Origin of the sequence: Polynucleobacter sp. MG-28-Ekke-A2 (assembly GCF_035012985.1) — a bacterium.
Classification (GTDB): Bacteria; Pseudomonadota; Gammaproteobacteria; order Burkholderiales; family Burkholderiaceae; genus Polynucleobacter.
In genome coordinates, this window is sequence record NZ_JAYGQU010000005.1 from 19,567 (window position 1) to 45,644 (window position 26,078).

Genomic DNA, 26,078 nt, shown 5'->3' on the forward strand with positions numbered 1-26,078 from the left:
AGTAATACTTGAATGACTAAGCTCATTAGATGAGGGCTTTATCTCTCCATTTGCTAATTAAGTCGGGAAAACCCTTGTAATCGAGTGCTGAAAATGCCATAATAAGAGGCTTTTTAAAGCAATTTGATTCATCGCCCCCCAGCTCTATTTCAGCGATTAGTTTAGAAGTCATAAACACAACAACGCTGCCGCTTGTCTGATGGTCGATGCCTTTGACCATCGCACCCTATAAAAAACCATGGGTGCAACATACGGAGACATCCCTTAAAGGGGATGTGTAATAGCATGACTTTTTCTAAAGAAACTAATCATGAGTCGAAAGACTCAAAGAGCACTGGAACTGAGTTCCAGAATTTCGCCCTAGCGGCATCACTCCTTAAAAACGTTGCTGAACTGGGTTATACCCAAGCCACATCCGTGCAAGCTCAGGTTATTCCTGCGGCTTTAGCTGGTGGTGACTTATTGGTCAGCAGCCAAACCGGTAGCGGTAAAACCGCAGCCTTTTTATTGCCTTTGATTAATCAACTCATCGAAGACAACCCGAACAACTCACCTGTACCAGGTCGCGCACAACCTAAAGTGTTAGTGCTCTGCCCTACTCGTGAATTGGCTCAACAGGTATCTGCTGATGCAGTGAACTTAGTTCGTGGCATGAAAGGTATCCGTATCGCAACTGTGATGGGTGGCATGCCATACGGCAAGCAGATCCAGGCATTAAAAGGTGCATTGTTAGTTGTTGCAACTCCAGGTCGTTTGCTCGACTTGTGCGATAGCAAAGCAATTCGCTTAGACGATGTTAAGCAACTCGTTATCGATGAAGCAGACCGCATGCTTGACATGGGATTTGCTGACGACCTCGAGGCAATTGATAAGCGTTGCGCAGGCCGTAACCAAACTTTGATGTTCTCTGCAACTTTTGCGCCAAAGATCATGTCTTTAGCAAACGAGTTGACTACAGATGCTAAGCGTATTGAACTTGCTCACGCAGGTGAAAAGCACGCCAACATTGAACAGAAATTACATTGGGCTGACAGCATGTCACACAAGCATAAATTGCTCGAGCACATTTTGGCTGATGCCGATTTGGATCAAGCGGTTGTGTTTGCAAGTACTCAGATTGAGAGCGAAAAAATTGCTGACACATTGCGTGCCAATGGCTATGAAGCAACTGCCCTACACGGCGCAATGCCTCAAGCTGTGCGTATGCGCCGTCTCGAGTCTTTACGTAAAGGTCACACCAAGATTTTGGTTGCGACTGACGTAGCGGCTCGTGGTATCGATGTGCCACGTATTAGCCACGTGATTAACTTTGGCCTGCCAATGAAACCAGAAGACTATACGCATCGCATCGGTCGTACAGGTCGTGCAGGTCGCAATGGTGTTGCTATCACTTTGGTTGAACATCGTGATCGCGCGAAGATCCGCAATATCGAACGCTTCACACAGCAAGATATCGTTGCTTCAGTCATCGCCGGTCTTGAGCCACAAGCCAAGCCAAGCTTTGGTGGTGGCGGTGGTGGCAATCGCTCTGGTGGCGGTCGTTCTGGTGGCGGCTTCGGCGGTGGCAATCGCTCTGGCGGTGGCGGCGGTCGTTATGGCTCAGGCGCTCGCTCAGAGTCTCGCTCTGGCGGTGGCTTCGGTGGTGGTAATGCTGGTGGTGGTCGTTCAGGCGATTCACGTCCAGCTCGCTCTGCTGACTCACGTCCGGCACGCTCTGGTGACTCACGTCCAGCAGGCGGCCCGCGTTTTGCTAAACCAAAGGCCGGCGGTCAACGTCGCAGCTTTAGCGGTAGCTAAAAATGATTCACCGTAATCGTCTCCGTTCTGCATGGAATCGAGTCGGTTCCGGTGAAATCCATCGGGCGCCACGCGAGTGGCAACCTTGGCTAAGCGACACCGGGTCTCTCACCCAAAAAATTGAGAACGGAATTGGGCAAAAGCTAGAAGTTCAGGTTTTGCGCGACTGTCCTCAATCACTTAATAGCGACGAAAGTCGCTATTTTCATTTAAAGCTCAGACGCTGCAGAGTACGTGAAGTACTGCTCTGCTCAAATGGCATTCCTTTAGTGATGGCACACAGCGTTATTCCAACACTCAGCTCCAGTGGCAGTAATCATCAGGTCTTGCGCTTAGGCACTAAGCCTTTGGGCGCAGTCTTGTTTAGCAAAACTCGCAAACACTCCAAGGCAAAGCCACCGCGCGATATTGCACGTCTAGATAAAAGCAGTGAATTGTGGAAAAAGTGCTCTAAGCACTTTGCTGGTTTGGGTTCACCCTTATGGGCAAGACGCACCCTCTATCACTTAAAGGGTCATCCTATTTTGGTAAATGAGATTTTCTTGCCTGCCTTACTACAGACCGCAAAGCGTTAGTTATTCCCTTTTACTTTTAGATTGTCAGCCAAGCTAAGGTTGACTTGATCAAAGCTTCATCACCTGGCTCACTCGTAAAGACTTCACCAAACCCAATCATTTCGGCCGCATCAGCAATATTGTGGTGTGGGCATAGTGCACTGGCGACATTAAGGCTTTGCGTAAATTGGTCTTTCATAACTTCGCCGAGATAACGCACCGCCTCAGAAGAAGTGAGCAACCAAAGTGATTTACTCAAATCCATTTCTCGCACCAGTTGCCAAGACGGATTATCAATATCCAAAGGTACGCGCGTGTAGGTTGAAATAGCTTCCACAGTTGCCCCTGCCTTTTTCAAAGTGTCAGCCAGCCAATCACGGCCACCCTCACCTTTAAAGATCACTACTTTTTTACATTGCCAATTCCGTTTCAGGGATTGAAGCTCTTGCCACAAACCTTCGGAGTCCCAGTTTTCGTTATTTCCTGGGATGATGATGGGGGTGGGATTGTCTTCCGATCCGACGCCATGATTTTTCAGGGCAAGATGGCTGCTGCCACCCATCACACCAATTGGAATAATCTTCTTAGAAAAATCTTGCCAATCTCGCTCCAATAAACGCATCACACTCTCGATGGCATTAGGACTTACAAAGATGGCTAGATCTGCGTCACTCAGGGTAGTAGCGATATGGTCAGCTAAATGCCCATCAGACTTCGGAACAATCGTTAGCAAAGGCAGAGAGAGTATTTCTGGAAGACTGCGCTTTCCGACGCCGCTTGCCTCGATTGCTTTAGTGAGCACTTCAATCAATTGACGAGCCTGACCGCTAGGTCTCGTGACAATGATAGTTTTAGTGCTCATACTGAATGGCTGCTTTTTCTCTATTTTCTATGTATTACTTAGAAATTGTAGGAATTAAATCTGCGGCGCCTTGTGACAGTAAGTCCTTTGCCACTGCAAGGCCCAAGGCCTCCGCATCTTCAACTGACTTCACTTGAGCGCTACCATTAGCCAAGCAAATTGCTTGGCCATCAACACTCGCTACAAAAGAGCGAATGTTCATTTGGTTCTGATCCCATACTGCGTGCGCAGCCAGCGGCACTTCACATGACCCGCCTAATTGGCGAGACACCATACGTTCAGCAGAAACAGCAAACAAAGTTGGCAAATCATTGAGTGGAGCAAGCCACTGTTTGATATTGGGGTGCTTACTTAAAGTTTCGATGCCCAAGGCACCCTGACCTGCAGCAGGAGTGTAAGGATCGTATGGCAAGTAAGCGCGAATGCGTGACTCCAAACCCAAACGCTTCAAGCCAGCGGCTGCCAAAATGATAGCTTGATATTCACCTCGATCTAACTTGCTCATGCGGGTATCTAAGTTGCCACGTAATGGCTGTATGACCAAATGTGGAAACTTTGCGCGCAGTACAGACTCACGTCGCAAACTCGATGTGCCCACAATGGCCCCATGAGGAAGATCCTCAAGACTGGCGTAATCATTAGAAACAAAGGCATCGCGTGCATCTTCTCTGGCCATTACACAAGAGAGGTCGAATCCTTCGGGCATCACCATTGGGACATCTTTTAAGGAATGAACCGCTAAATCGGCACGGCCATCCTCTAATGCGGTTTCGAGCTCTTTCACAAAAAGGCCCTTACCACCCACTTTAGAGAGGGCTCGGTCCAAAATCTGGTCCCCACGGGTGGTCATGCCCAAAATCTGGACATCGCAGCCTGGATAGAGCTTTTTCAGGCAATCCCGGACATGCTCAGCCTGCCACATGGCTAGGCGACTTTCACGGGAGGCAATTACGAGGCGCTTTGGAGCGTCAGATGGGGAAGAATTCAGGGTTGGGGACATAACATTTAAAATAATCAAAGACCTACACCAATATACTGTGTTTATGAGCTCATCAAATAATTCCTTAGCCAACAAAGCCCAAGCTTGGTCGGCCCGTTTTGCAGAACCTGTCGACGAACTCGTTCAGCGTTATACCGCTTCTATTGGCTTTGATCAACGCTTTGCCATGGTTGATATTGCCGGCTCCCTGGCCCATGCTGAGATGCTGGCTACCCAAAAGATCATTAGCAGCCAAGATTTGGCCGATATTCAGAAGGGTATGGCTCAAATCAAGAGTGAAATCGAGTCAGGACAATTTAATTGGCAATTAGCACTAGAAGATGTGCACCTGAATATCGAAGCACGCTTAACCGCATTAGTAGGAGATGCTGGCAAGCGTTTGCATACCGGTCGTTCACGCAATGACCAAGTAGCAACGGATTTACGCCTATGGTTGCGTAGCAGCGTTGATGACATTGCAGTCACCCTAAAGTCTTTACGTCTTGCACTATTAGATTTAGCTGAAAAGCATGCATCCACGATCATGCCAGGTCACACGCATTTGCAAGTTGCGCAACCGATTACATTTGGTCACCACTTGATGGCCTACTTTGAAATGTTTAGCCGTGATGCCAGTCGATTAGTAGATTTGCGTGCTCGTTTCAATCGTCTGCCTTTAGGTGCGGCAGCATTAGCCGGAACCACCTATCCGATCGATCGCGAACAAGTAGCTAAGGCCTTAGGATTTGATGGTATCTGCAATAACTCATTAGATGCCGTTTCTGATCGTGACTTTGCAATTGAGTTTTGTGCCTTCTCATCGATTTTGATGATGCACGTGTCGCGCCTGTCTGAAGAGCTGATCTTATGGCTGAGCCCACGCTTTGGCTTCATTGATCTACCAGATCGCTTTTGCACTGGCAGCTCGATCATGCCGCAAAAGAAGAATCCGGATGTTCCAGAATTAGCTCGCGGTAAGACTGGCCGCGTATATGGCGATCTGATTTCTTTGTTGACTCTCATGAAGGGTCAGCCACTGGCATACAACAAAGATAATCAAGAAGATAAAGAACCTCTGTTTGACGCAGTAGATACCGTTCAAGATACCTTACGCATTTTTGCTGACATGGTTCCGCATATTGAAGTGAAAGCAGAAGTGATGAAGAAGGCTGCTGAAGAAGGTTTTGCAACAGCAACCGACTTGGCTGACTACTTGGTTAAAAAAGGTTTGGCTTTCCGCGATGCCCATGAAGCAGTTGCACATGCTGTTAAGGCTTGCGTTGGCAGAAACTGCATGCTTACCGATCTCAGTCTTTCTGAGTTGCGTTTTGCATGCGGCTTAGATAACCGCCCTGAATTGATTAGTGATGATGTGTTTGCATTGCTGACTGTTGATGGCTCAGTGCAATCACGCCAACATGCTGGTGGCACCGCCCCAGAGCAGGTTCTCGCTGCTATTAAACGGGGTCGCGCAGACCTCTAAAGTGCATGGGGTTTTGGTCCAAACTCTCTGCGGGGATTGACTACGTAAACCAGCTTCTGGGCAAGGCAGCCAGCATTATGATTTTGCTGTCTTGTATCGTGTCAGCACTCAATGCCCTGCTGCGCTATGGATTCGATGTCAGCAACAACTGGCCATTAGAACTTCAATGGTATCTCTTCGCTGCAGCCGTTATGCTCGGCACGTCTTACACACTCAAACGCAACGAGCATGTACGGGTAGACTTAATCTACTCCCAACTCTCTGATCGAGGACGTTTGTGGGTTGATCTCTTTGGTTTAATTTTCTTTTTAATGCCAGCCTGCCTCTTATTTGCTTGGCTCTCTTGGACGACACTCTTTTACCCATCATGGTTGGTGATGGAGCACTCTTCAAACTCTGGTGGATTGGCGCGCTACCCCATTAAGTTTGTAGTGCCCTTTGGGTTTTTTATGCTGAGCCTGCAAGGTGTCTCAGAAATCATTAAGCGTATTGGTGCTTTGCAGGGTAAAACAACTCTCCCGGCCGAAGACCTTCATTACGAAAAGCCGATGCAATGATTCCATTAGAGTGGATGCCGCCCTTGATGTTTGGTGGACTGATCGTCTTTATGTTGATCGGCTTTCCGGTTGCATTCTCATTAATGGCAGCGGGATTATTTTTCTCAGCCATTGCGATTAGCGAGGGTTTCTTTGGCATCCCATTTTTGCAAGCTATTCCGCAGCGCATCTTTGGCAGCGTGCTAGCCAATGATCTACTGCTAGCCATTCCCTTCTTTACCTTCATGGGCGCCATCTTAGAGCGTTGTGGTCTTGCAGAAGAAATGCTCGACTCGATGGGCCAACTGTTTGGGCGCATACGTGGCGGTCTTGGTTACTCTGTCATCATCGTTGGATTTATCTTGGGCGCTATCACTGGCACTGTAGCTGCTCAGGTGATCGCTATGGCGATGATTTCTTTACCAGTGATGATGCGTTACGGCTACAACATGCGCTACGCTACGGGCGTTTTAGCAGCCTCTGGGACCATTACACAGTTAGTGCCCCCATCATTAGTATTAATTGTGCTGGCAGACCAACTTAAAACACAAAGCGGCAGTGCAGATGTGGGAAGCATGTATCTCGGTGCATGGGGTCCATCGCTTTTGCAGATCGCCCTCTTTGCCCTGTATACCTTCTTTCTGAGTCGTGTTCGCCCTGACTATCTACCGCCCGTACCAGAGAGCGCCCTCACACTTAAAGGCTGGGCGCTTTGGAAAAAATGTCTCATGGGGATCATCCCATCAGCGGTCCTGATCTTCCTGGTTCTAGGCACCATCATGACTGGTATTGCCACCCCTACAGAATCGGGTGCTATGGGTGCAATGGGAGCTCTACTCTTAGCGTGGCTTCGCAGAGCAAGCATTCCGAACCTCAAAGGACTTATACAAGAGGCTTATCAAAACACGATGCGCATTACTGCCATGGTGGTGTTCATCCTCATTGGATCAACTTGCTTCTCTGTCGTCTTTCAAGGGGTGGATGGTGGCTTCTGGGTTGAGGAACTCTTCTCTAATCTTCCTGGTGGTTGGATAGGCTTTCTGATCGTTGTCAATTTGTTTGTTTTCTTTTTGGCTTTCTTCTTAGACTTCTTCGAAATCGCCTTCATCGTTGTGCCGATGTTGGCACCAGTGGCAGTGAAATTACTCTCACCTGTATTACTTGATTCCATGAATGGCAATCCTCAAGCTGCAGCCAGTGCAGCCTTAGTTTGGTTTGGCGTCATGCTGTGCGTAAATATGCAAACTTCATTTATGCATCCGCCCTTTGGCTTTGCCCTCTTTTACCTGAGAGGAGTAGCACCTAAAGAGGTGAAAAGTAGCGATATCTACTGGGGTGCTCTCCCCTGGGTAGGCCTGCAGTTGGTGATGGTCGTGCTAGTGATGGCATTCCCTGCGCTGGTAACAACACTCCTAGATAAGCCCGCCGCTGTGATCGAGAGCAAAGACTTTAATTTCACAGGAGGCGAAGAGGGTAAGCCAGAAGCGCCTTCAACGAAGTCAGATGAGGATGCTCCTATGACATTTCAACTGGATAAGCCAATCAAGTAGCATCCCCCCCCTTCAATTAAAGGGGGGTTTTCCCCAAATTCGTGCCAGAAGTGGGTCTTTGCCTTAAAAATCCATTACGCTAGGAAGAATTCAAAATGGTTAACAAAATGAACTTTTCTTCCTTAATTCGCAAGACACTTCTATTGTGGATATTTCCTCTCGTGCTAAGTGGTTGCGGATCAGCAACAGCCCCTGACTTCAGCGCGATGTCCTCAAAGTATGCCAACACACTGGAGCAATATCAGATTAATATGATTTTTCAGAATATTTTGCGCTCATCTGAAAATCGTCCTGTTAGCTTCTTAGATATGCCCACCATTAATGGTTCAGGCTCAATCACTTCAACACCCTCGCTTAGCGCCTTATTTGCTGGCGGGGCTTTTCCGGCAAATGCTAGCTACCTACCCATCAGCGGAGGTTTGGCAACGCTCACGCCAGGTGTATCACTAACTGTTGGCAATAATTTCAACTTCACACAATCCTCTCTAGATAATGCCGTTTTCTGGAAAGGCTACTTGAGTGAACTGCCAATTGAAAACGTGAGATATTTTGAACACAATCACATTCCCAAAGAAGTACTACTAAGCTTAGTAGTAGATGAGATCGTGATAACCAAGCCAAATGGCGATACTCACACGCTCATCAATAATCCGTTGAGACCAGAGCATCCTGAGTTTCAAAAACATCTATATAAATTAATTAACTATGGTTTGGGTGCCTATCTCGTAGATACATCTCAAAAAATAGGTCCGCCAGTGAGCGCCAACAATATTAAGTCTAGGTTTGGTGACAACGCTTTCCAGGTAATGAAAGAAGCGGGGATAACTTTGCAAAAAGTGAATGGCTCGTCAGAGCTGCTATTTCAGCCCATTCAAGTTTCAATGCAATACAAGCTTTGCATTAAAACCAATAAGTATGAAAACTTTATAAGGCAGGAATATGGCCCAGAAATATTCTGCGAGGAAACTCTTGCCGAGCAAACCAAACAGCCAAGTGCAGCAAAGAAACTACAACCAAAGATCGCTATTCGTATTCGCTCTACAAACAATATTTTTGAGTATTTAGGCGAGGTGGTTAGAGCACAATTAAATACACCACCCTACATTGTTACCCTCCCGCCAACTGCGACTACATTTCGGGACAATAAAGGCTCTAAAAACGAATTTGCTTTATTCATAGTCGATAAGAATAAGCCAACTCCGAGACCCTTCGCAGCTATTGAAGCCTTAGATGACAGCATTTATAGCATCCCTAGCCAGGATAATGGTTACTCACCTCTCGCAATTAAGCTGCTAGCCCAATTTATGTCCTTGCAAAAAATTCCAGGAAGTATTCCGGCTTCACCGTCGGTATTGCTGAAATAGAAACTGCTCTAGCATTAATAAATATGGCCCCTAGGGGGCCATATTTATTGAAGAGTCATGCATTACTCGTAGTGGTAGCGGCAGGCAATAATCACTAGCTGATCATTTTCAATGGCATACACAAGGCGATGAACATCATCAATTCTTCTGGACCAAAATCCTGACAGACTCTCTCTAAGCTCTTCCGGCTTTCCGATTCCCTCTTTGGGATTTCTCAAGGACTCTTTGATCAAAGAGTTAATACGCCTTAAGGTTTTTTTATCCTGCCCCTGCCAATAAACGTAGTCAGCCCATGCTGCATTTGTCCACACTAACCTACTGAGCATCCACCAAAGCCTTTGCTTTGGTCTGTCCTTTGCGATATTGCGCCAATGATTTCTCCAAATGCTTTACGTTAGCCGGAGATTTTAATAAATGGAATGTTTCCATCATGCTGTTATAGGTATTTAAAGACATGACTACAGCATCCTCCGCATCTCTACGCGAGATCACAGCAACATCACAATCAGCAACTACCTGATCAATGACTTGTTTAAATTGATTTCTAGCATCAGAAAAATTGATGACTCTCATGGCAACCTTTAACTTGTTCAATATATCGTACAAGTATAAAGATTAACCAAATACAGCGCAAGTAAAAAACCCCGCTTTAGCGGGGCTTTGGGATGAAAAACCGATATAGATCAGAGAGTTATGTCACGCTCTTGTCTCACACAGTCTACGTAATACTCACTCTTACCATCGATACTGGCTTTAACGAGCCCATGAATATCCGTCTCAAATCCAGGGAACTTCTCATTAAAGTCTCTAGCGAAGTAGAGATAGTCAATGATGCGTTTGTTAAAGCGTTCACCCGGAATCAGAAGCGGAATGCCTGGAGGATATGGAGTAACCAACATGGCTGTTACGCGCCCCTCTAATTGGTCAAGCGGCACACGATCCACTTCTTTGTGTGCCATCTTCGCCCATGCCTCTGAAGGCATCATGGCTGGAACCATATCTGAGGTGTACATCTCAGTAGTCATGCGCGCTACATTGCGGCTCTTATAGAACTCATGAATTTGCTGACAAATATCTTTTAAGCCAACGCGCTCATATCGTGGATGTTTAGCGACAAACTCAGGCAATACTTTCCAGAGTGGCGCATTCTTATCAAAGTGATCCTTGAATTGCTGCAACTCTGTTACGAGCGTGTTCCAACGACCTTTGGTAATACCGATCGTGAACATGATGAAGAATGAGTAGAGACCGCACTTCTCCACGATCACGCCATGCTCAGCAAGATACTTTGTCACGATGCTCGCTGGAATGCCCATAGAGCCAAAGTTGCCCTCAATATCCAAACCAGGCGTAACCACTGTTGCCTTAATAGGATCGAGCATATTGAAGTCTTTGGCCAATTTGCCAAAATCATGCCAAGCAGCAGAGGGTTCCAATACCCAATCTGAACGCTCGCCAATACCTTCTTCGGCCAAATGATCTGGGCCCCAAACCTTGAACCACCAGTCAGCCCCAAACTTATCATCCACCTCGCGCATGGCGCGGCGGAAGTCCATTGCTTCAGCAATAGACTCTTCAACCAAGGTTGTGCCGCCAGGAGACTCCATCATGGCCGCAGAAACATCGCATGAAGCAATAATGGCGTACTGAGGGCTGGTAGACGTATGCATTAAATAAGCTTCATTGAAGCAATCTCGATCCAGCTTAGTATCTTCAGCATCCTGCACTAATACCTGCGATGCTTGGGATAAACCAGCCAGCAACTTGTGAGTGGACTGAGTTGCAAACATCAAACTCTTCTTGGTGCGCTTACGATCTGAACCAATGGCATGCATATCCTTGTAGAAAGGATGGAATGCGGCATGTGGCAACCAAGCTTCATCAAAATGCAATGAATCTACTTTGCCATCAAGCATCTCTTTAATCATTTCAACGTTGTAAACGATGCCATCGTAAGTGCTTTGCGTCAGCGTCATTACACGAGGTACAACATTCTTATCTTTGATGAACGGATTAGCATCAATTTTCTTCTTAATGTTTTTCCATTCGAACTCTTCCTTCGGAATCGGACCAATAATGCCCAAGTGATTACGAGTAGGCATCAAGAAGATGGGAATCGCGCCCATCATGGTGATGGAATGAATCACAGACTTATGACAATTGCGGTCAACCAAGACCACGTCGCCAGGAGCAACCGTAGAGTGCCAAACAATCTTGTTTGAAGTCGATGTGCCGTTAGTAACGAAGAACAAATGGTCTGCATTGAAGATGCGTGCTGCATTGCGCTCGCTCTGTAGCACTGGGCCCGTATGGTCCAGAAGCTGACCCAACTCCTCCACGGCATTACAGACGTCAGCGCGCAACATATTCTCACCAAAGAATTGGTGGAACATTCTGCCTACTGGGCTCTTTAAGAAAGCAACGCCACCGGAGTGACCTGGGCAATGCCAAGAATATGAACCTTCAGAAGCGTAGTTAGTTAACGCGCGGAAGAATGGGGGCGCCAATGAATCTAAATAGACCTTGGCTTCACGAATAATGTGACGTGCCACGAATTCTGGGGTGTCTTCATTCATATGAATGAAACCGTGCAACTCGCGCAAGATGTCATTTGGCATATGACGTGAGGTACGTGTCTCGCCATACAAGAAGATAGGAATATCTTCATTACGTTTACGAACTTCAGTAATAAAAGCACGCAAGTTATTTAAGGCTGGAAGATCATTATCTTCTGAGTCAGAGTCAAACTCCTCATCATCAATCGAGACGATGAATGACGATGCACGAGAAGCTTGCTGAGCAAACGAAGTCAGGTCACCATAGCTCGTTAAGCCAATAACCTCCATGCCTTCATTCTCAATCGCCTCGGCGAGGTCACGAATTCCCGAACCCGAAATATTTTCGGAGCGGAAGTCTTCATCAATAATGATGATTGGAAAACGAAATTTCATAAAAACTCCCCTACTAATTTATCCGAGACATTCGGAACCCACTTCTCAAAGTTGGCTAAATCTATTATCCGGCCGCCATCTGGCGAAACCGTGACTATATCGACAAAAGTCGCATTTTGCTGCACATCTCTTGGTAAGTAAACATGGCGAGCATAGACTTGATTAGCCAGGCTCTCGTGATACCCCGTAAAGGTAATTAAAAGGTGCCAATGGCCATTCAATTCCGCTTTACCCAAGAAATCTTTTAGTGGACTTGCCTCATCCACGCTATGCATCGCCGTCCAGGTCAAGGAAAAGACTGGACTCTCGGAGCGATGGAGCTGCAATTCAACAGATCGACGATAGCGCTCACCCTCGCTTGTCATGCTTTCTGCAATGAGCCATAAGCGTAACTGCGCCTCCACAATATGGGAGCTGCGATCATTGGCTACGCGGAACTTCAATGTCTTGATACCGTCATGATTACCAACCACAGCTACTTTAGAGAAACGTATGCCTGCAGTAGGCCTAGTAAAACGCGCAAAAGCTAAACCCGTAGTCAGCGCGGAGTAAACAATTCCAAAGAACGCCTCAAAAGTCACAATCGCATTAGGCCAACTACCAATCGGAGTCATTCGACCATATCCAATGGTTGCCATCGTTTGCACGCTAAAGAAAAAGACATCTAACAAAGAGTCTGGTCGAGCATTGGTAATGGCCCCGTCTCCACATGCGATATAAGCAAAAGCAAATATAAGGTTTGTACCAAGATATACAAAAACAACTAGCAACATAAAGCTAGTCCAGGTGGTACCTAGCAGCCAATGGTAGAAATTATTCTCTGGACGCGCCATTTCTGAGCGCGAGAGTGTGGCGCGATATTCTTCTAGATTAATCCGCGATGGACGGCGATTAAATAGAAATTTACGCACTGCCGTAATGGCTTAGGTCTTAGGCAGGGTAACGCCCCGCTGACCTTGATACTTACCACCACGATCTTTGTATGATGTTCCACACACTTCATCACTCTCAAAGAAGAGTACTTGCGCACATCCTTCACCCGCATAAATTTTTGCAGGCAATGGTGTTGTGTTTGAAAACTCAAGAGTGACATAACCTTCCCACTCAGGCTCAAATGGCGTGACGTTCACAATAATGCCGCAGCGAGCATACGTACTCTTACCAACGCAGACAGTTAATACGCTACGTGGAATCTTGAAGTACTCTACTGTTCTTGCCAATGCAAAAGAGTTTGGTGGAATGATGCAAACATCACCCTTGAAGTCGACGAATGATTGCTCATCGAAATTCTTCGGATCAACGATGGTGCTATTGATATTTGTAAAGATTTTGAATTCGTCTGCGCAACGAATGTCATAGCCATAGCTTGAAGTGCCATAACTTACGATTTTGTTGCCGGCGGCATCTTGGCGAACTTGCCCAGGTTCAAATGGGCTGATCATGCCTTGCTCGCCCATGCGGCGGATCCAGTGGTCTGATTTAATAGTCATGACCGAATTGTAAAACCTTCGCCCCCACCTGCAGACGAATTTATTGGGGATTTTGGCTAAAAACGACCCTCTCAGGGGCGTTATAGATCTCAAAGTGTTTGCCAGAGCAGCGAGAGAGGATGGTGAGATTGGTTTTACGCGCCAGCTCCAGACCCATCAAGGTCACGCCCGAGCGGGTCAGGAGGAAAGGGATGCCCATCTGAGCTCCCTTAATGACCATCTCTGAAGTCAGGCGCCCAGTAGTAAAGAAAATCAAATCCTTGCCCGGCCTATTGACTAGCCACATCAAGCCAGAAATGGAATCGACTGCATTATGGCGACCAACATCTTCAATAAAGTGCAACAGTCGCACCCCATTCTGACCGTCTCGCTCAAAGACCCCACAGGCATGGACCGAGCCAGACTTCTTGTAGATGGTGTCGTGAATTCGAATCGAGTCAATCAAGGCAACTATTGCCTCTTGAGAGAGTAGCGGTCCCTCCGGTAGCTGAATTGCATCCATCTCCTCAATCAATCCACCAAACATGGTTCCCTGACCGCAACCAGTCGTTACTACCCGCTTGCTGGTTAGGGCATCAATATCTACAGTACTCCGGCGGGTCTTAACAGCAGCTGAATCGGTCTCCCAGTCCACTTGGATACTCTCAATATCGTCCGGAGACTCCACAAGACGCTGATTACGCAAATAGCCCAAGACCAACGCTTCTGGGGCACTCCCCAAAGTCATGAGCGTTACGACTTCACGCTTATCCAAATAAATGGTTAAAGGGCGCTCCCCCGGAATATGGGTAGTTTTAAGGCGACCCAGCTCATCCATGACCTCGACCTCATGCACCAAGGGCACGGAGGCAGAAGACATCTGAATGGTTGGTTTTACTGCCATAAAATACTCTCTAAGGTCGGGCGAAACTCAATTTTATCGGGGTTTAAGAACACTCCGCGGAGCTTTACTTTAACCGCAGACTAAAATCACTGCATTAGCCAGCATAATTGAGTGCTGCACCCTATTTAACCTTCTTACCTTCTTATTTAAGTCCGCATTACATGAGCAGTTCTCAACGCCGCCTTCTTGTTACCTCCGCCCTACCGTATGCCAATGGTCAGATCCATATCGGCCATTTGGTGGAATACGTTCAGACCGATATTTGGGTTCGCTTTCAAAGAATGCGTGGTCACGAGGTTCACTATGTGGGCGCTGATGACACGCATGGCACCCCCATCATGTTGCGCGCTGAAAAAGAAGGTATCACCCCTAAAGAACTCATCGCTAATGTTTGGAAAGAACATAAGCGTGACTTTGATAACTTCCTCATTTCGTTTGATAACTACTACACCACAGATAGTCCTGAGAATGAGAAGTTAGCGCAAAGTATTTATCTCAAACTGCGTGATGCTGGCTTGATTGAAAAACGTGCGATTGAGCAAGCATACGATCCCGTTAAAGAAATGTTCTTACCGGATCGTTTCATCAAAGGTGAGTGCCCTAAGTGCGGCGCTAAAGATCAGTATGGCGATAACTGTGAAAAGTGTGGTGCAACGTATTCACCTACTGACTTAAAGAATCCTTTTTCAGTAGTGAGTGGTGCAACACCCATTAAAAAGATTTCGGATCACTACTTCTTTAAGTTGTCTGATCCACGTTGTGAAGAGTTTTTACGCGACTGGACGCAAGTTAAAACACCGCTGCAGCCAGAAGCTCGCAATAAGATGAAAGAGTGGGTTGGCCAGCCTGGCGAAAGTAAGCTGGGCGACTGGGATATCTCCCGCGATGCCCCGTATTTCGGGTTCGAGATCCCTGATGCACCAGGTAAGTACTTTTATGTGTGGCTTGATGCCCCGATTGGTTATTACGCTAGTTTCCTCAATTATTGCCAGACTAAAGGCCTTAATTTTGATGAGTGGGTTAAGCCAGATACCACTACTGAGCAATACCATTTCATCGGTAAAGACATTCTGTATTTCCATACTTTGTTTTGGCCTGCTACTTTGAAGTTTTCTGGCTATCGCACACCGACTAATGTATTTGCTCATGGCTTCTTAACCGTTGATGGCGAGAAGATGAGTAAGTCACGCGGCACACTGATTTCTGCCAACAGCGTGATTGAGTGCGGCTTTAATCCTGAGTGGTTCCGTTACTACTTCGCAACCAAGCTCAATGACAGCATGGAAGATTTAGATTTAAATCTTCAAGACTTTGTTGCGCGCGTGAATAGCGACTTACTCGGTAAGTACATCAATATTGCTAGTCGTAGCGCAGGCTTCTTAGTGAAGCGATTTGGTGGTGTAGTTTCTGATGAAGCAATGAGTAATCCATTACTCAAAGAGATTGCTGCTGCTAGCGAAAAAATAGGTGAACTCTATGAGGGACGCGAATATGCAAAAGCACTGCGTACCGTAATGGAGCTAGCTGACAAAGTTAACGGCTTTGTAGATGAGAACAAGCCATGGGAAATCGCTAAAGATCCAGAACGTGAAGCAGATTTACAGCGGGTTTGTAGTATTACGTTAGAGGCATTCCGGATGATGAGTCTGTACCTCAAGCCAGTGATTCCTCAAGTTGCAGCTGGCGTTGAAGAATTCTTCTCCTTGCCGCCCCTTGCCTGGTCAGACATTAATACTCCGCTTTCCAGCAAGAACCCTATCAAGCCCTATAAGCACCTAATGACCCGAGTGGAAGCCCCTCAAATTGAGGCTTTGCTGGCTGCAAACTTGTAAAAAGCCCCCCTAAAAAGCACCTATAATGGCGGTTGTAGTCCCTAGATAACTTTTCGGATTAATTTCATAAGTTATTGAATTTATTGAGTATTTTAGGAAATGCCATGGCAAGATATCAATCTGAAATCACCCAGTTCTTAACTGAACTCAAAACCGAGCATCCAAACCTCGAGGCTGAACAGCAAGCTGGTCGCGCCCTCCTTTGGGATAAAGAGCCATTGAGCGTTGAAGATCAACGTCGCGCCAAAGAGGCAAAACTCAAGCAACGCGCTTACGTGTACTCGAATGACTGAGCCTAGCGCACAGCCGATGTCGGATTTGCTAGATAGCACCCCATCAGTTACTGATGGAATGTCGGCTGCTTTCGCCAAGCTGTATGGCGAACCACTTTTTAAGCTCCCTACTGATCTTTATATTCCACCAGATGCTTTAGAGGTTTTTCTAGAGGCATTTGAAGGTCCATTAGATCTATTGCTGTACTTGATTCGCAAACAGAACTTCAATGTTCTCGATATTCCGATGGCACAGGTTACTCAGCAGTACCTGAGCTATGTTGATCAAATCCGCCATCACAACCTTGAACTGGCTGCCGAGTATCTACTCATGGCCGCCATGTTGATTGAAATTAAGTCCCGCATGCTCCTGCCAATGAAGAAGGCAGATAGCGAAGAAGAAGTAGAAGATCCGCGCGCAGAATTAGTGCGTCGCCTCTTAGAGTACGAGCGTATGAAGTTAGCAGCGCAAGAGCTCGATCAGATTCCACAGCAAGGGCGTGATTTCCAAGTAGCACACGGTTACGTGGATACCACCGTCGCCATTGCTTGGCCAGACGTCAACGTAGAAGACTTGCAAATGGCTTGGCGTGACGTTTTGCACCGTGCCAAACTCACTCAGCACCATACGATCACCCGTGAAGAATTGTCTGTCCGTGACTTTATGACGCGTATCTTGCGTCGTTTGCAAAGCACTAAGTTCGTAGAGTTCGGCGAGTTGTTTGAAGATGCAATTAAGTCTGGTAAAGGTATTCCAGTGGTGATTGTGAACTTCATCGCGATGCTTGAGCTCTCACGCGAAGCCTTGGTAGAAATTACTCAAGCTGAGCCCTATGCTCCAATCTATGTGCGCCTCGCCTATACGCCTGTTGCATGAAAATCATCAGTGACATTCAAGAGTTACGTGACCATCTAAGAGGTCAAAACCGTGCCTCGTTTGTTCCAACGATGGGCAACCTTCACGAAGGCCACCTCTCGCTGATGCGCCTAGCAAGACAACATGGTGACCCTGTAGTAGCCAGTATCTTTGTGAACCGCCTGCAGTTTGGTCCTAACGAAGATTTCGATAGCTACCCCCGTACTATGCAGGCGGATATTGATAAGCTTGAAAAAGAAGGTGTGTACATCTTATTTGCGCCTACCGAGCGAGATCTTTATCCGCAGCCACAAGAATATCGAGTCGATCCACCGCAGCAGTTGGGCGACATCCTTGAGGGCGAGTTCCGTCCAGGCTTCTTCAAGGGGGTTTGTACTGTTGTATTAAAGCTCTTTTCTTGCGTGCAGCCCAAGGTTGCCATATTTGGTAAAAAAGATTATCAACAACTGATGATCATTCGTCAGATGGCTAAGCAGTTTGCCCTACCAGTCGACATTATTCCTGGTGAAACCATTCGTGCAGAAGATGGCCTTGCCCTCTCCTCTCGCAATGGCTACCTCTCAGTTGAAGAGCGCGCAGAGGCTCCAGAACTCATGAAAGCTTTAAAAGAAGTTCGTGAACGCGTGCTGCAACTCAACAATCGCAACAGTCAATCCATCTCTGAGATTGAAAAAACAGCGGTTGCCTCTTTAGCTAAACGCGGTTGGCAACCGGACTATATCGCCATTCGTCAACAAAGCGACTTAGCACCTGCAAGCAATGAGCAACTGCAAGCTGATGAGCCTCTCGTCATTCTGACAGCAGCTAAGCTGGGTAAAACGCGTTTGATTGATAACCTCGAAATCTAAGTCTTGGGGTCGGTCGAGATATTGATCAAGCCCTTGTAAGGATCTCAATAGCTTTGATGTTATGTGCAGAGTGACCAAACCCTCTTAACAAGCTGTCACGCTGACCAATTTCAAAATCTGCAAATTCAAATCCGGGTGCTACAGCACAGCTAACTAAGCAAAACAAGTCTTGATGTATAAGTTTGGCAGCAAACCAAGTATTGGCCGGAATAGTGGCCTGCAAGCATTTCGAATTTAGCCCCAGTTGAATGGTTTGAAGTTCTTTGTTTTCATCAAAAAAGTGGATGATGACATCACAGCCGCTATGAAAGTACCAAGTCTCATCCGATTTAATGCGATGCCATGATGAAAAGTCTTCACCCGCCAGAAGATAATAAATACTGGTATAGGCGCTCTTATGTCCCGCGCCATCAGCACTAACAAGGGTTGGCGATCGATACATTTCTCGATAAAAGCCACCCTCAGGGTGCCGCAGAAGCTTGAGAGTCTCAACTAAGGCATTCACTGTTTGCATATGTCTCTATCGAGCTCTATATATTTTTGCAGCAGCATTTTGCTCGATGACTTTTTTCTTAAAGGCTGCTATCAACGCTTTCTGATTCAGGCTTCTACGAGTCTTAAACCAGTAGAAGAAACCAAGCAGCACAAACCATAATGGCAAGAAGTACAGCGCAATGCGTGTGTTCTCATTCAGGCCTAGAGCGTAGATGACAATAGCAAAAAATATAAATGCAACATAAACCATCGTTTTACCCAGAGGAGTCTTAAACTTCGACTCATCATGAACTTGGGGTAAACGCTTGCGATACGCAAGATAGGCAAACAAAATCATCGACCAAATATAAATAAAGAGAATAGCTGTTACGCTACCAACCAATTCAAATGCGCTCATCATGGACTGTGTGGTTGTCAGTATGAGGGATGCCGATAGCACAAGCCCCGTTCCAAAAAAGATGCCTCCAGTAGGAATCTTATGGGAAGATAACTTTCCAAAGATGGATGGCGCATGATGATTCTTTGCCAGGCCATATACCATGCGCGATGTGGCGTAGATGCCGCTATTGCTCGATGAAGTAGCCGAACTAATCACCACTCCGTTGATCAAGGATGCGGCACTTACCATTCCCACCAGCGAAAACATACCCACAAAAGGACTTTCGTCAGGAGAGATATCCACCCAAGGAGTCACCATCATTAAAACCATGACAGTGCCAATATAGAAAATCATGATGCGGAAGGGAATTTTATGAATTGCATCCGGCAGCATTCGCTCTGGATCCTTTGTTTCTGCCATCATGGTGCCAATGATTTCCATGCCAGCAAATGCGAAGATGGCGGTCTGTAAGCCACCAAGCAAGCCCGATACCCCATTAGGAAAAAGTCCTCCGTAGGACCATAGGTTACTGATATGAGCGGTAACCCCACTCGGAGAAACAAAACCGGTAATGCATAAGTAAATCCCTAGAGCAATCAGACTAATAATGGCAATGACTTTGATGATAGCCAACCAAAACTCTAGCTCCCCAAATGCTTTAACACTAAGAATATTTAAGGCGAGCAATAAAAGCACAATAGAAAGAGCGGATATCCAAGGGGGTAAGTTAGGCCACCAGAAAGCAATATAGCCAGTAATCGCAATAATCTCAGCAATCGCAGCAACGATCCAAGCAAACCAATACGTCCAGCCCATAAAAAATCCTGCTGACGGCCCCAGTAAGTCTTCAGAAAAATCAACAAAGGATTTGTAATTGAGGTTCGATAGGAGCAACTCTCCCATAGCTCGCATCACAAAATATAAGATGCAGCCAATGATGGCATAAATCAAAATGATGCTGGGGCCAGCAATCGATATGGTCTTTCCAGAGCCCATAAATAAGCCGGTGCCAATACAGCCACCGATAGCGATCATTTCGATTTGTCGCTGACCTAAACCGCGCTCTAATTTATGATGACTTTCCATACAAATCCAATTTCTGGTAAAACAAATTTAGCTGAATTCAGTTAATCGGCATTAGCACCCGTCGCTCAATCATTCTGGCAACCAAGACAATAATGGAAACTAAGAGTAAATATACTAAAGCGGTGAGTAAGTAGGCTTTGAAAAACTGAAAATTAGTGGAGGCTAACTCCTGCATTCGAGCAAAAAACTCGGTGTACTGAATCAAAAACGTAATCGAGCTATCTTTGAGGTTGCCTATCACTTGGTTGGTTAATGCCGGCACTGAAGTACGCAACACTTGCGGCAGAGTAATCAAGCGAAATACCTGTGACGGCCTAAAGCCTTGTGCCCTAGCGGCCTCTAACTGAGTCTTATCCAGGCCATTAAACGCCGTCTTTAGATATGCAGCATTGTAAGCAGCCACATTTAAGGTAAATCCGATCACTGCAACTGTGAAAGGATTCAATCGAACCCCCCACTGTGGAAGTCCGTAATACATTAAGAATAAAAGCACGATCAAAGGCATGCCGATAAAAAAGGAAATGTAGCTATTAATGGCATTGCGGATAAGGACATTTTTACTGAGCGTCAGATAGAAGACAAAAACACCTAATAAAAATCCCGTAACACTAATAACAACTGCTAATTGGAGGGTATTAGAAAGTCCAGCCAATATGAGCGGCATCTGCTCAAGAAGGTCACGCTCAAAACCGCTCCAAGATCCTGCCATGACTACTCTCTCTTACCAAAAAAAGCTCGTAGCTCTGGGTCGGAATGATTATTCGCAAGAACATCAATACGCTCATCTGCACGAATAACACCCCTATCCAAAAATAGCACCCGATCTGAAATGGAGCTTGCCAAACCCAAGTCATGAGTTACACAAATCATGGTGATTCCATTGCGATGCAGGCGATTTATGAGATCTCCAACATCGCGAGACATGATGGGATCGAGTGCTGAGGTTGGCTCATCCAACAGCAATACGGCTGGGTCCATCGCTAAAGCTCGTGCAATAGCAATGCGCTGCTTCTGTCCACCGGATAATTGAGATGGGTACTTACTTTGATGGGACGTCATCTCAAATCGAGACAACTCATGTAAAGCCTTCTCATTGGCTTCTTTAAGCCCCATACCCTCTAATTTACGCAATGCTAATGTGACATTTTCTAAGGCAGTGAGATGGCTATACAAAGCAAATTGCTGAAACACAAAGCCAATTTGCTTGCGTAATTGCCGCACATCTACATTGGGGCCCAAGATCTCATTACCCTTGAACTGAATTGATCCGGAGGTAGGCTCTACTAAGCGATTTAAGCACCTCAAGAGGGTTGATTTTCCGCTTCCAGAAGAGCCCATCAGGACCTTCACCTCACCTTGCTGCAAGTCTAGGTTAATCCCAGAGAGAACTAAATGACCCTCAAATTCCTTAGTGAGGTCTCGAATGGAAATCACCGTCATACAGCAACTTCTTTCATGCCTGGAATCTCATAATGTTTTTGAATCAACTGAACGCCGAATAATAAGATCCGATAAATCACAAAATAAAGAACTCCAACCATCAGATAAACATCAATTCCCTTTAGGGTGTTGGCTGTTAATGTCATGGCTTCCTTAGTGATTTCTGGAATACCTACGGTATAAGCAAAAGGAGAATATTTCAGCACGGAAGTAAATTCATTGACCATGCCGGGAATGGAGAAACGGAGCATCTGTGGAATTTCAATATATCGAAGCACCTGGATACGACTCATGCCCATTGCCCGTGCAGCAACTATTTCAGCTGGATCGACAGAATTAAATGCCCCACGAAAGACTTCCGTTAAGTAGGCGCCGCCTACCAAACCCAGACTAAGCGCCATCGCCATTAAGGGCGGCGGCTTAATACCTATCCCAGGAAGACCAAAGTACACCATGAATAGGAGAACGAGTACTGGAACACCACGAAAGATGTAGGTATAGATATCAATTAGAAAAGAAATGCTTCTGATAGAGAGTCTATGTAGGCTAGAAAGGAGTAGACCGACAACAAGGCCGGTCATACTACAAACCAATGTCACGATAACGGTGTAGACAACACCCTTACAGAGTTCTAGCAGAATACCTAAAAGACTCATGACGAACTTTTACTAGAGGATTACTTCATCCACTTATCTAAGATCGCTTGAATTTTTTCTGGCCCTAACTCCGTTAAGTACTTATCAAAGTCATCACGTAACTTGGAGCCCTTGGCAAAAGCAAATCCCAACTTATCGTAACCCTTGAATACATAGGCACTTTCCAATGGAAGCTTTAGCTTGTTTTCGTAATTTAAGAACACGGGCTCTTCAATAAATGCTAAATCAATATTGCCATTCTGCAGATCAGTTACCACCTCAGCATATGAGGGATAAAGCTTTACCTTACTCAAAGAGTAGTAACCCTTAGGTTCCAGCTCATTTCTGATTAAGTCATCATAGGCCATACCACGCGGGTAGCCAATCGAATATTTCTTGAGTTGATTTAAGTCCGTAATCTTAATGTTCTTACTTTTAAGACTTACGAGATGCCAAGAGTTATCGTAATAAGGCTGAGAAAAATCCATCGCCTCTTTGCGCTTATCCGTGATTGAGATGCCAGAAAAGGCAACATCGGCTTGACCGCTTGAAACAGCACCAAGCATTCCCTGCCAATCATAAGGAGTTACTTTTAAAGTGCAGCCACGGGATTTGCAATAGCCCTGGAAAATATCCATATCGACGCCAACAATCTGACCATTTTGATCAAATAGCATTGGTGGTGACGCAGGCGATACGGCTACCTTAATTTCACTTGAATTCGTCCCCTTAGAGCAGGCAACCATTCCTAGGCTTAGGGCACAAATCAGTAATAGCAAAAATCGGCGTTTCATAGACAAAATCCTTGTAGTAAAAATCGGGTCAATTAAGCTTAAAAACATTCCGTAAATCTGACCAATAATGCACCAAGATCAGAAGCGGCACAATGAAAAGTATTTCATTAAAAGGTATTGGCAGAAAGGCTGTTTGCAAATGATGATTCTTTGACAGGAATTGCAGAACAACACAATTCATGCCGTCATTGGGTTGTTTGCCAACCGATCTAAAGAATAAAGAACCGCCCTACTTCTAGATTCAGCTCTTTAGCCAATTCAGCACCAGTGACTTTGCCCGCAGCACCTTTAGCCTTCAGGACTTCAATCTGTCCACCGTGGCAGGTTACGAAGAAAGAATCTAGCGTGATTTGGGTTACTTCACCAGGCTTACCTTTAACGGCACCAAATGTAGCAGCTACGTGTTTGTGGCAATCGAAGATCTGCACTTTTTGCTCGCCAAACTTTGTCCAAGCACCTGGCGCTGGATTACATGCGCGAATCAGGTTATAGATTTGACTAATATGAGTCGCCCAATGAATCTGTGCAGCATTCACATCAAACCAGCCTTCATAGTTGGCCTGTGATTCATCTTGAACAACTTCTTGATGCTTACCTGCAACTACAAGATCAGCAGCCTCTAGGAGGGCTCGTACACCGATCGGGAATAAATGATCAAAGTAGATCTTGCCTAAGGTGTCATTGGGTCCAATGGCTACTTCTTTTTGCAAAATGACTTCACCTTCATCCAAGCCATCGGATGGGCGGAAGATAGTTAAACCTGTTTTCTCTTCACCTAATGCGATTGCCCAATTGATAGCGCTTGGACCGCGATATTTAGGTAGCAAGGATGGGTGATATTGAATCGTGCCGTGCTTCGGAATCTTACAAAGCTCTTGCGGCACAAACTGAAGCACATAAGCCATTACACAGATATCGGCATTGGCGTCAATCATGGCTTGGGCAGCCTCTGGACCCTTCAGTGAAGCAAACTGCAAGGGGGTTAAGCCCCTTGCTAACGCAGCTTCTTTTAAGACTTCGGGTTTGCTTGATTTGGGATTATCGGGTGGGCAGAAAACAGCAACCACTTCGTCGCCGTGATCTAAAAAGGCTTCTAACACCGCCTTACCAAAATCCGCACTCCCAATCAAAGCAACACGCATCTTAGATCACCTTCTCGTGACGTAATGCGATCAATTCATCGGTTGAGTAACCGAGCTCACTGAGAATCTCATCAGTATGCTCTCCAAGTAAGGGTGAACGCTCTACGTCAGTTGGACTATCGGACAACTTAATTGGGTTGCCAACAGTAAGGTACTTGCCACGAATTGGATGATCCACCTCAACCACTGTCCCAGTCGCGCGTAATGCAGGCTCTTCAGCAATTTCTTTCATGGACAGAATTGGGCCGCATGGGATATCGTATTTATTCAATACGTCCATGACTTCAAACTTCGTCATGGTCATGGTCCACTTTTCGATCTCGCCGAAGATTTCCATGAGGTGTGGCAAGCGTGCCATTGGCGATGCGAAACGCACATCGGTAATCCAATCTTCACGCCCAATTACTTTACAAATCGCCTCCCAAACTGGCGCCTGTACGATCACATACATGTAAGCATTTGGATCAGTTTCCCAGCCCTTACACTTCACAATCCAACCAGGCTGACCACCGCCAGAAGCATTGCCGGCGCGGGGTACGGCGTCACCGAACTCGCCGTTCGGGAATTGTGGGTACTCTTGCATCAGACCAACGCGCTCTAAGCGTTGTTGATCGCGCAACTTCACGCGGCACAAGTTCAATACGGCATCTTGCATTGCTGCCAACACTTTCTGACCACGGCCAGAATGAGTACGTTGATATAGGGCTGTAACAATACCAAGCGCTAAATGCAAACCAGTTCCACTGTCACCGATTTGTGCACCAGTCACCATGGGAGGGCCGTCATCAAAACCAGTAGTAGATGCAGAACCACCAGCGCACTGCGCTACGTTCTCATACACCTTGCAATCTTCGTATGGACCAGGGCCAAAGCCTTTTACGGAAGCCATGATCATCATCGGATTGAGTTCCTGAATGCGCTCCCAAGAAAATCCCATGCGATCAAGCGCGCCTGGTGCAAAGTTCTCAACTAATACGTCGCACTCTTTAATGAGACGCTCTAGGATTTCTTTACCCTTTTGGGTTTTGGTATTCACGGTAATGGAGCGCTTGTTATGGTTCAGCATCGTGAAATACAAACTATCTGCATCAGGAATGTCACGCAATTGACCGCGTGTTGCATCGCCTTCACCGGATTTTTCTACTTTGATGACGTCTGCACCAAACCAAGCCAGCAACTGAGTGCAGGTTGGGCCTGATTGAACGTGCGTAAAGTCGAGGATTTTGACCCCTTCTAGTGCTTTTGCCATGATTTAAGTCCTAATAAGAATGAAATATTGAATTAAAGCAATTTTACCAGTGGGAAATGGGAGAAATTGAGGCGTGCCCGTTTTTTGGGCATGGATTCCGTCTAAACCTGCATTTACTCTTGTTAGGGTCTATGTACGGCTAAGTCTGGGGATTTTCAAGATCAGAAAGGCGCTTTTTAAGGGCCCTTTCTTCGGCAAAACGCTCTGACTCATCCCGAATGACGGCAACCACTCCGTTAGCCTTCCCCGAGGCGTCAAAGAGCATGCCTACAGTAAAAGCGATCGAAAGGGTTCTACCATCCTTATGTTTGGCTGGAACCTTTAATAGCGAAGCGCCATAGCGGGTTGTACCAGTCTCCATAGAATGGCTATATCCCTCATTGTGTTTTTGACGTTGGCGTTCAGGAACGATGAGATCTAAAGTATTCCCAAGAGCCTCTTGCTCTGAATAGCCGAAAATGCGAGTAGCTGCTGGATTCCACAGTACGATCTTTTCATGGGCATCGGCAACCACAATCGCATCCCCTATGCATTCTACTAACTGGTGCAAATCAATATTGGTGTTCATGTGATCAGTCTA

General features: G+C 46.2%; 28 protein-coding genes. 10 read left to right on the plus strand and 18 right to left on the minus strand.

Features of this window, described 5'->3' with window-relative positions; all coding sequences use genetic code 11:
* Positions 1-25: 25 nt before the first annotated feature.
* A complete protein-coding gene (locus VC188_RS04655) occupies positions 26-220 on the minus strand; it encodes a hypothetical protein (RefSeq protein WP_215320341.1) in 195 nt (64 codons plus the stop codon).
* A 65-nt stretch (positions 221-285) separates the two neighbouring features.
* Here VC188_RS04655 and VC188_RS04660 point away from each other — a divergent pair, with 65 nt between their 5' ends.
* Positions 286-1,797: a DEAD/DEAH box helicase gene (locus VC188_RS04660; RefSeq protein ID WP_323483184.1), complete on the plus strand. Its 1,512-nt coding sequence runs from the start codon at positions 286-288 to the stop codon at positions 1,795-1,797.
* 2 nt (positions 1,798-1,799) lie between these two features.
* Positions 1,800-2,372 (plus strand): chorismate--pyruvate lyase family protein, encoded by a 573-nt coding sequence (locus VC188_RS04665; RefSeq protein WP_323483185.1) that lies wholly within the window; start codon positions 1,800-1,802, stop codon positions 2,370-2,372.
* Positions 2,373-2,388: 16 nt separating this feature from the next.
* On the opposite strand, the gene VC188_RS04670 is transcribed toward VC188_RS04665, so the two are convergent.
* Both VC188_RS04670 and hemC read right to left on the minus strand, forming a co-directional pair.
* Complete coding sequence (locus VC188_RS04670; RefSeq protein ID WP_323483186.1) at positions 2,389-3,213, minus strand: uroporphyrinogen-III synthase; 825 nt, start codon at positions 3,211-3,213, stop codon at positions 2,389-2,391.
* Positions 3,214-3,247: 34 nt separating this feature from the next.
* A complete protein-coding gene (gene hemC / locus VC188_RS04675) occupies positions 3,248-4,213 on the minus strand; it encodes a hydroxymethylbilane synthase (protein ID WP_323483187.1) in 966 nt (321 codons plus the stop codon).
* Positions 4,214-4,256: 43 nt separating this feature from the next.
* Here hemC and argH point away from each other — a divergent pair, with 43 nt between their 5' ends.
* The 4 genes from argH to VC188_RS04695 all read left to right on the plus strand — a co-directional run bounded on the left by argH (position 4,257) and on the right by VC188_RS04695 (position 9,125).
* Positions 4,257-5,675 (plus strand): argininosuccinate lyase, encoded by a 1,419-nt coding sequence (argH, locus tag VC188_RS04680; RefSeq protein WP_323483188.1) that lies wholly within the window; start codon positions 4,257-4,259, stop codon positions 5,673-5,675.
* 5 nt (positions 5,676-5,680) lie between these two features.
* Positions 5,681-6,232 (plus strand): TRAP transporter small permease subunit, encoded by a 552-nt coding sequence (locus tag VC188_RS04685; protein ID WP_323483189.1) that lies wholly within the window; start codon positions 5,681-5,683, stop codon positions 6,230-6,232.
* On the plus strand, positions 6,229-7,761 hold the full coding sequence (locus VC188_RS04690) for a TRAP transporter large permease subunit (protein ID WP_323483190.1): 1,533 nt from the start codon (positions 6,229-6,231) through the stop codon (positions 7,759-7,761). The genes VC188_RS04685 and VC188_RS04690 overlap by 4 nt, the downstream gene beginning before the upstream one ends.
* 107 nt (positions 7,762-7,868) lie before the next feature.
* Positions 7,869-9,125 (plus strand): hypothetical protein, encoded by a 1,257-nt coding sequence (locus tag VC188_RS04695; RefSeq protein WP_323483191.1) that lies wholly within the window; start codon positions 7,869-7,871, stop codon positions 9,123-9,125.
* A 62-nt stretch (positions 9,126-9,187) separates the two neighbouring features.
* Here VC188_RS04695 and VC188_RS04700 read toward each other — a convergent pair whose 3' ends face one another.
* From VC188_RS04700 to VC188_RS04725, 6 genes are all read right to left on the minus strand, one after another.
* On the minus strand, positions 9,188-9,451 hold the full coding sequence (locus VC188_RS04700; protein ID WP_323483192.1) for a Txe/YoeB family addiction module toxin: 264 nt from the start codon (positions 9,449-9,451) through the stop codon (positions 9,188-9,190).
* Positions 9,441-9,698 (minus strand): type II toxin-antitoxin system Phd/YefM family antitoxin, encoded by a 258-nt coding sequence (locus tag VC188_RS04705; RefSeq protein ID WP_216262299.1) that lies wholly within the window; start codon positions 9,696-9,698, stop codon positions 9,441-9,443. Before VC188_RS04705 ends, VC188_RS04700 begins: the two co-directional genes overlap by 11 nt.
* A gap of 110 nt (positions 9,699-9,808) precedes the next feature.
* On the minus strand, positions 9,809-12,076 hold the full coding sequence (locus VC188_RS04710) for an arginine/lysine/ornithine decarboxylase (RefSeq protein ID WP_323472780.1): 2,268 nt from the start codon (positions 12,074-12,076) through the stop codon (positions 9,809-9,811).
* Positions 12,073-12,987, minus strand: a complete 915-nt coding sequence (locus VC188_RS04715; protein WP_323483193.1) for an ion channel — start codon at positions 12,985-12,987, stop codon at positions 12,073-12,075. Before VC188_RS04715 ends, VC188_RS04710 begins: the two co-directional genes overlap by 4 nt.
* Before the next feature lie 12 nt (positions 12,988-12,999).
* On the minus strand, positions 13,000-13,566 hold the full coding sequence (gene dcd / locus VC188_RS04720) for a dCTP deaminase (protein ID WP_071464932.1): 567 nt from the start codon (positions 13,564-13,566) through the stop codon (positions 13,000-13,002).
* Positions 13,567-13,606: 40 nt separating this feature from the next.
* Positions 13,607-14,449, minus strand: coding sequence for a formate dehydrogenase accessory sulfurtransferase FdhD (locus tag VC188_RS04725; protein ID WP_323483194.1), 843 nt, complete (start codon positions 14,447-14,449; stop codon positions 13,607-13,609).
* Between the two features lie 161 nt (positions 14,450-14,610).
* Between VC188_RS04725 and metG the strand changes: the two genes are divergently transcribed.
* The 4 genes from metG (at position 14,611) to panC (ending at position 18,278) form a co-directional block, all read left to right on the plus strand.
* Positions 14,611-16,281 (plus strand): methionine--tRNA ligase, encoded by a 1,671-nt coding sequence (gene metG, locus VC188_RS04730; protein ID WP_323483195.1) that lies wholly within the window; start codon positions 14,611-14,613, stop codon positions 16,279-16,281.
* A gap of 104 nt (positions 16,282-16,385) precedes the next feature.
* Complete coding sequence (locus VC188_RS04735) at positions 16,386-16,574, plus strand: DUF3460 family protein (RefSeq protein ID WP_215357447.1); 189 nt, start codon at positions 16,386-16,388, stop codon at positions 16,572-16,574.
* The gene (locus VC188_RS04740; protein ID WP_323483196.1) at positions 16,567-17,430 is read left to right on the plus strand and encodes a ScpA family protein; all 864 of its coding nucleotides are present in this window, start codon (positions 16,567-16,569) and stop codon (positions 17,428-17,430) included. The genes VC188_RS04735 and VC188_RS04740 overlap by 8 nt, the downstream gene beginning before the upstream one ends.
* Positions 17,427-18,278: a pantoate--beta-alanine ligase gene (panC, locus tag VC188_RS04745; RefSeq protein WP_216155709.1), complete on the plus strand. Its 852-nt coding sequence runs from the start codon at positions 17,427-17,429 to the stop codon at positions 18,276-18,278. Before VC188_RS04740 ends, panC begins: the two co-directional genes overlap by 4 nt.
* 25 nt (positions 18,279-18,303) lie before the next feature.
* On the opposite strand, the gene VC188_RS04750 is transcribed toward panC, so the two are convergent.
* The 9 genes from VC188_RS04750 to VC188_RS04790 all read right to left on the minus strand — a co-directional run bounded on the left by VC188_RS04750 (position 18,304) and on the right by VC188_RS04790 (position 26,066).
* Positions 18,304-18,792, minus strand: coding sequence for a cupin domain-containing protein (locus tag VC188_RS04750; protein WP_323483197.1), 489 nt, complete (start codon positions 18,790-18,792; stop codon positions 18,304-18,306).
* 6 nt (positions 18,793-18,798) lie between these two features.
* Positions 18,799-20,238 carry an amino acid permease gene (locus VC188_RS04755; RefSeq protein WP_323483198.1) on the minus strand — a complete coding sequence of 480 codons (1,440 nt, stop codon included), beginning with the start codon at positions 20,236-20,238 and terminating at the stop codon, positions 18,799-18,801.
* A gap of 37 nt (positions 20,239-20,275) precedes the next feature.
* A complete protein-coding gene (locus VC188_RS04760) occupies positions 20,276-20,947 on the minus strand; it encodes an amino acid ABC transporter permease (RefSeq protein ID WP_323483199.1) in 672 nt (223 codons plus the stop codon).
* A 2-nt stretch (positions 20,948-20,949) separates the two neighbouring features.
* Positions 20,950-21,678, minus strand: coding sequence for an amino acid ABC transporter ATP-binding protein (locus tag VC188_RS04765; protein ID WP_323483200.1), 729 nt, complete (start codon positions 21,676-21,678; stop codon positions 20,950-20,952).
* Positions 21,675-22,334 carry an amino acid ABC transporter permease gene (locus VC188_RS04770; protein ID WP_323483201.1) on the minus strand — a complete coding sequence of 220 codons (660 nt, stop codon included), beginning with the start codon at positions 22,332-22,334 and terminating at the stop codon, positions 21,675-21,677. The genes VC188_RS04765 and VC188_RS04770 overlap by 4 nt, the downstream gene beginning before the upstream one ends.
* Before the next feature lie 20 nt (positions 22,335-22,354).
* A complete protein-coding gene (locus VC188_RS04775) occupies positions 22,355-23,107 on the minus strand; it encodes a transporter substrate-binding domain-containing protein (RefSeq protein ID WP_215320391.1) in 753 nt (250 codons plus the stop codon).
* 209 nt (positions 23,108-23,316) lie between these two features.
* Positions 23,317-24,249, minus strand: coding sequence for a methionyl-tRNA formyltransferase (locus tag VC188_RS04780; RefSeq protein ID WP_323483202.1), 933 nt, complete (start codon positions 24,247-24,249; stop codon positions 23,317-23,319).
* Between the two features lies 1 nt (position 24,250).
* On the minus strand, positions 24,251-25,498 hold the full coding sequence (gene frc, locus VC188_RS04785) for a formyl-CoA transferase (RefSeq protein WP_323483203.1): 1,248 nt from the start codon (positions 25,496-25,498) through the stop codon (positions 24,251-24,253).
* 139 nt (positions 25,499-25,637) lie between these two features.
* Positions 25,638-26,066: a PAS domain S-box protein gene (locus VC188_RS04790; RefSeq protein WP_323483204.1), complete on the minus strand. Its 429-nt coding sequence runs from the start codon at positions 26,064-26,066 to the stop codon at positions 25,638-25,640.
* Positions 26,067-26,078: the final 12 nt, after the last annotated feature.

Bases quoted from the DNA above. Each gene is read 5' to 3' on its own strand.
- VC188_RS04655 (WP_215320341.1), bottom strand. From the start codon at position 220: ATGGTCAAAGGCATCGACCATCAGACAAGCGGCAGCGTTGTTGTGTTT.
- VC188_RS04660 (WP_323483184.1), top strand. From the start codon at position 286: ATGACTTTTTCTAAAGAAACTAATCATGAGTCGAAAGACTCAAAGAGC.
- VC188_RS04665 (WP_323483185.1), top strand. From the start codon at position 1,800: ATGATTCACCGTAATCGTCTCCGTTCTGCATGGAATCGAGTCGGTTCC.
- VC188_RS04670 (WP_323483186.1), bottom strand. From the start codon at position 3,213: ATGAGCACTAAAACTATCATTGTCACGAGACCTAGCGGTCAGGCTCGT.
- hemC (WP_323483187.1), bottom strand. From the start codon at position 4,213: ATGTCCCCAACCCTGAATTCTTCCCCATCTGACGCTCCAAAGCGCCTC.
- argH (WP_323483188.1), top strand. From the start codon at position 4,257: ATGAGCTCATCAAATAATTCCTTAGCCAACAAAGCCCAAGCTTGGTCG.
- VC188_RS04685 (WP_323483189.1), top strand. From the start codon at position 5,681: ATGGGGTTTTGGTCCAAACTCTCTGCGGGGATTGACTACGTAAACCAG.
- VC188_RS04690 (WP_323483190.1), top strand. From the start codon at position 6,229: ATGATTCCATTAGAGTGGATGCCGCCCTTGATGTTTGGTGGACTGATC.
- VC188_RS04695 (WP_323483191.1), top strand. From the start codon at position 7,869: ATGAACTTTTCTTCCTTAATTCGCAAGACACTTCTATTGTGGATATTT.
- VC188_RS04700 (WP_323483192.1), bottom strand. From the start codon at position 9,451: ATGCTCAGTAGGTTAGTGTGGACAAATGCAGCATGGGCTGACTACGTT.
- VC188_RS04705 (WP_216262299.1), bottom strand. From the start codon at position 9,698: ATGAGAGTCATCAATTTTTCTGATGCTAGAAATCAATTTAAACAAGTC.
- VC188_RS04710 (WP_323472780.1), bottom strand. From the start codon at position 12,076: ATGAAATTTCGTTTTCCAATCATCATTATTGATGAAGACTTCCGCTCC.
- dcd (WP_071464932.1), bottom strand. From the start codon at position 13,566: ATGACTATTAAATCAGACCACTGGATCCGCCGCATGGGCGAGCAAGGC.
- VC188_RS04725 (WP_323483194.1), bottom strand. From the start codon at position 14,449: ATGGCAGTAAAACCAACCATTCAGATGTCTTCTGCCTCCGTGCCCTTG.
- metG (WP_323483195.1), top strand. From the start codon at position 14,611: ATGAGCAGTTCTCAACGCCGCCTTCTTGTTACCTCCGCCCTACCGTAT.
- VC188_RS04735 (WP_215357447.1), top strand. From the start codon at position 16,386: ATGGCAAGATATCAATCTGAAATCACCCAGTTCTTAACTGAACTCAAA.
- VC188_RS04740 (WP_323483196.1), top strand. From the start codon at position 16,567: ATGACTGAGCCTAGCGCACAGCCGATGTCGGATTTGCTAGATAGCACC.
- panC (WP_216155709.1), top strand. From the start codon at position 17,427: ATGAAAATCATCAGTGACATTCAAGAGTTACGTGACCATCTAAGAGGT.
- VC188_RS04750 (WP_323483197.1), bottom strand. From the start codon at position 18,792: ATGCAAACAGTGAATGCCTTAGTTGAGACTCTCAAGCTTCTGCGGCAC.
- VC188_RS04755 (WP_323483198.1), bottom strand. From the start codon at position 20,238: ATGGAAAGTCATCATAAATTAGAGCGCGGTTTAGGTCAGCGACAAATC.
- VC188_RS04760 (WP_323483199.1), bottom strand. From the start codon at position 20,947: ATGGCAGGATCTTGGAGCGGTTTTGAGCGTGACCTTCTTGAGCAGATG.
- VC188_RS04765 (WP_323483200.1), bottom strand. From the start codon at position 21,678: ATGACGGTGATTTCCATTCGAGACCTCACTAAGGAATTTGAGGGTCAT.
- VC188_RS04770 (WP_323483201.1), bottom strand. From the start codon at position 22,334: ATGAGTCTTTTAGGTATTCTGCTAGAACTCTGTAAGGGTGTTGTCTAC.
- VC188_RS04775 (WP_215320391.1), bottom strand. From the start codon at position 23,107: ATGAAACGCCGATTTTTGCTATTACTGATTTGTGCCCTAAGCCTAGGA.
- VC188_RS04780 (WP_323483202.1), bottom strand. From the start codon at position 24,249: ATGCGTGTTGCTTTGATTGGGAGTGCGGATTTTGGTAAGGCGGTGTTA.
- frc (WP_323483203.1), bottom strand. From the start codon at position 25,498: ATGGCAAAAGCACTAGAAGGGGTCAAAATCCTCGACTTTACGCACGTT.
- VC188_RS04790 (WP_323483204.1), bottom strand. From the start codon at position 26,066: ATGAACACCAATATTGATTTGCACCAGTTAGTAGAATGCATAGGGGAT.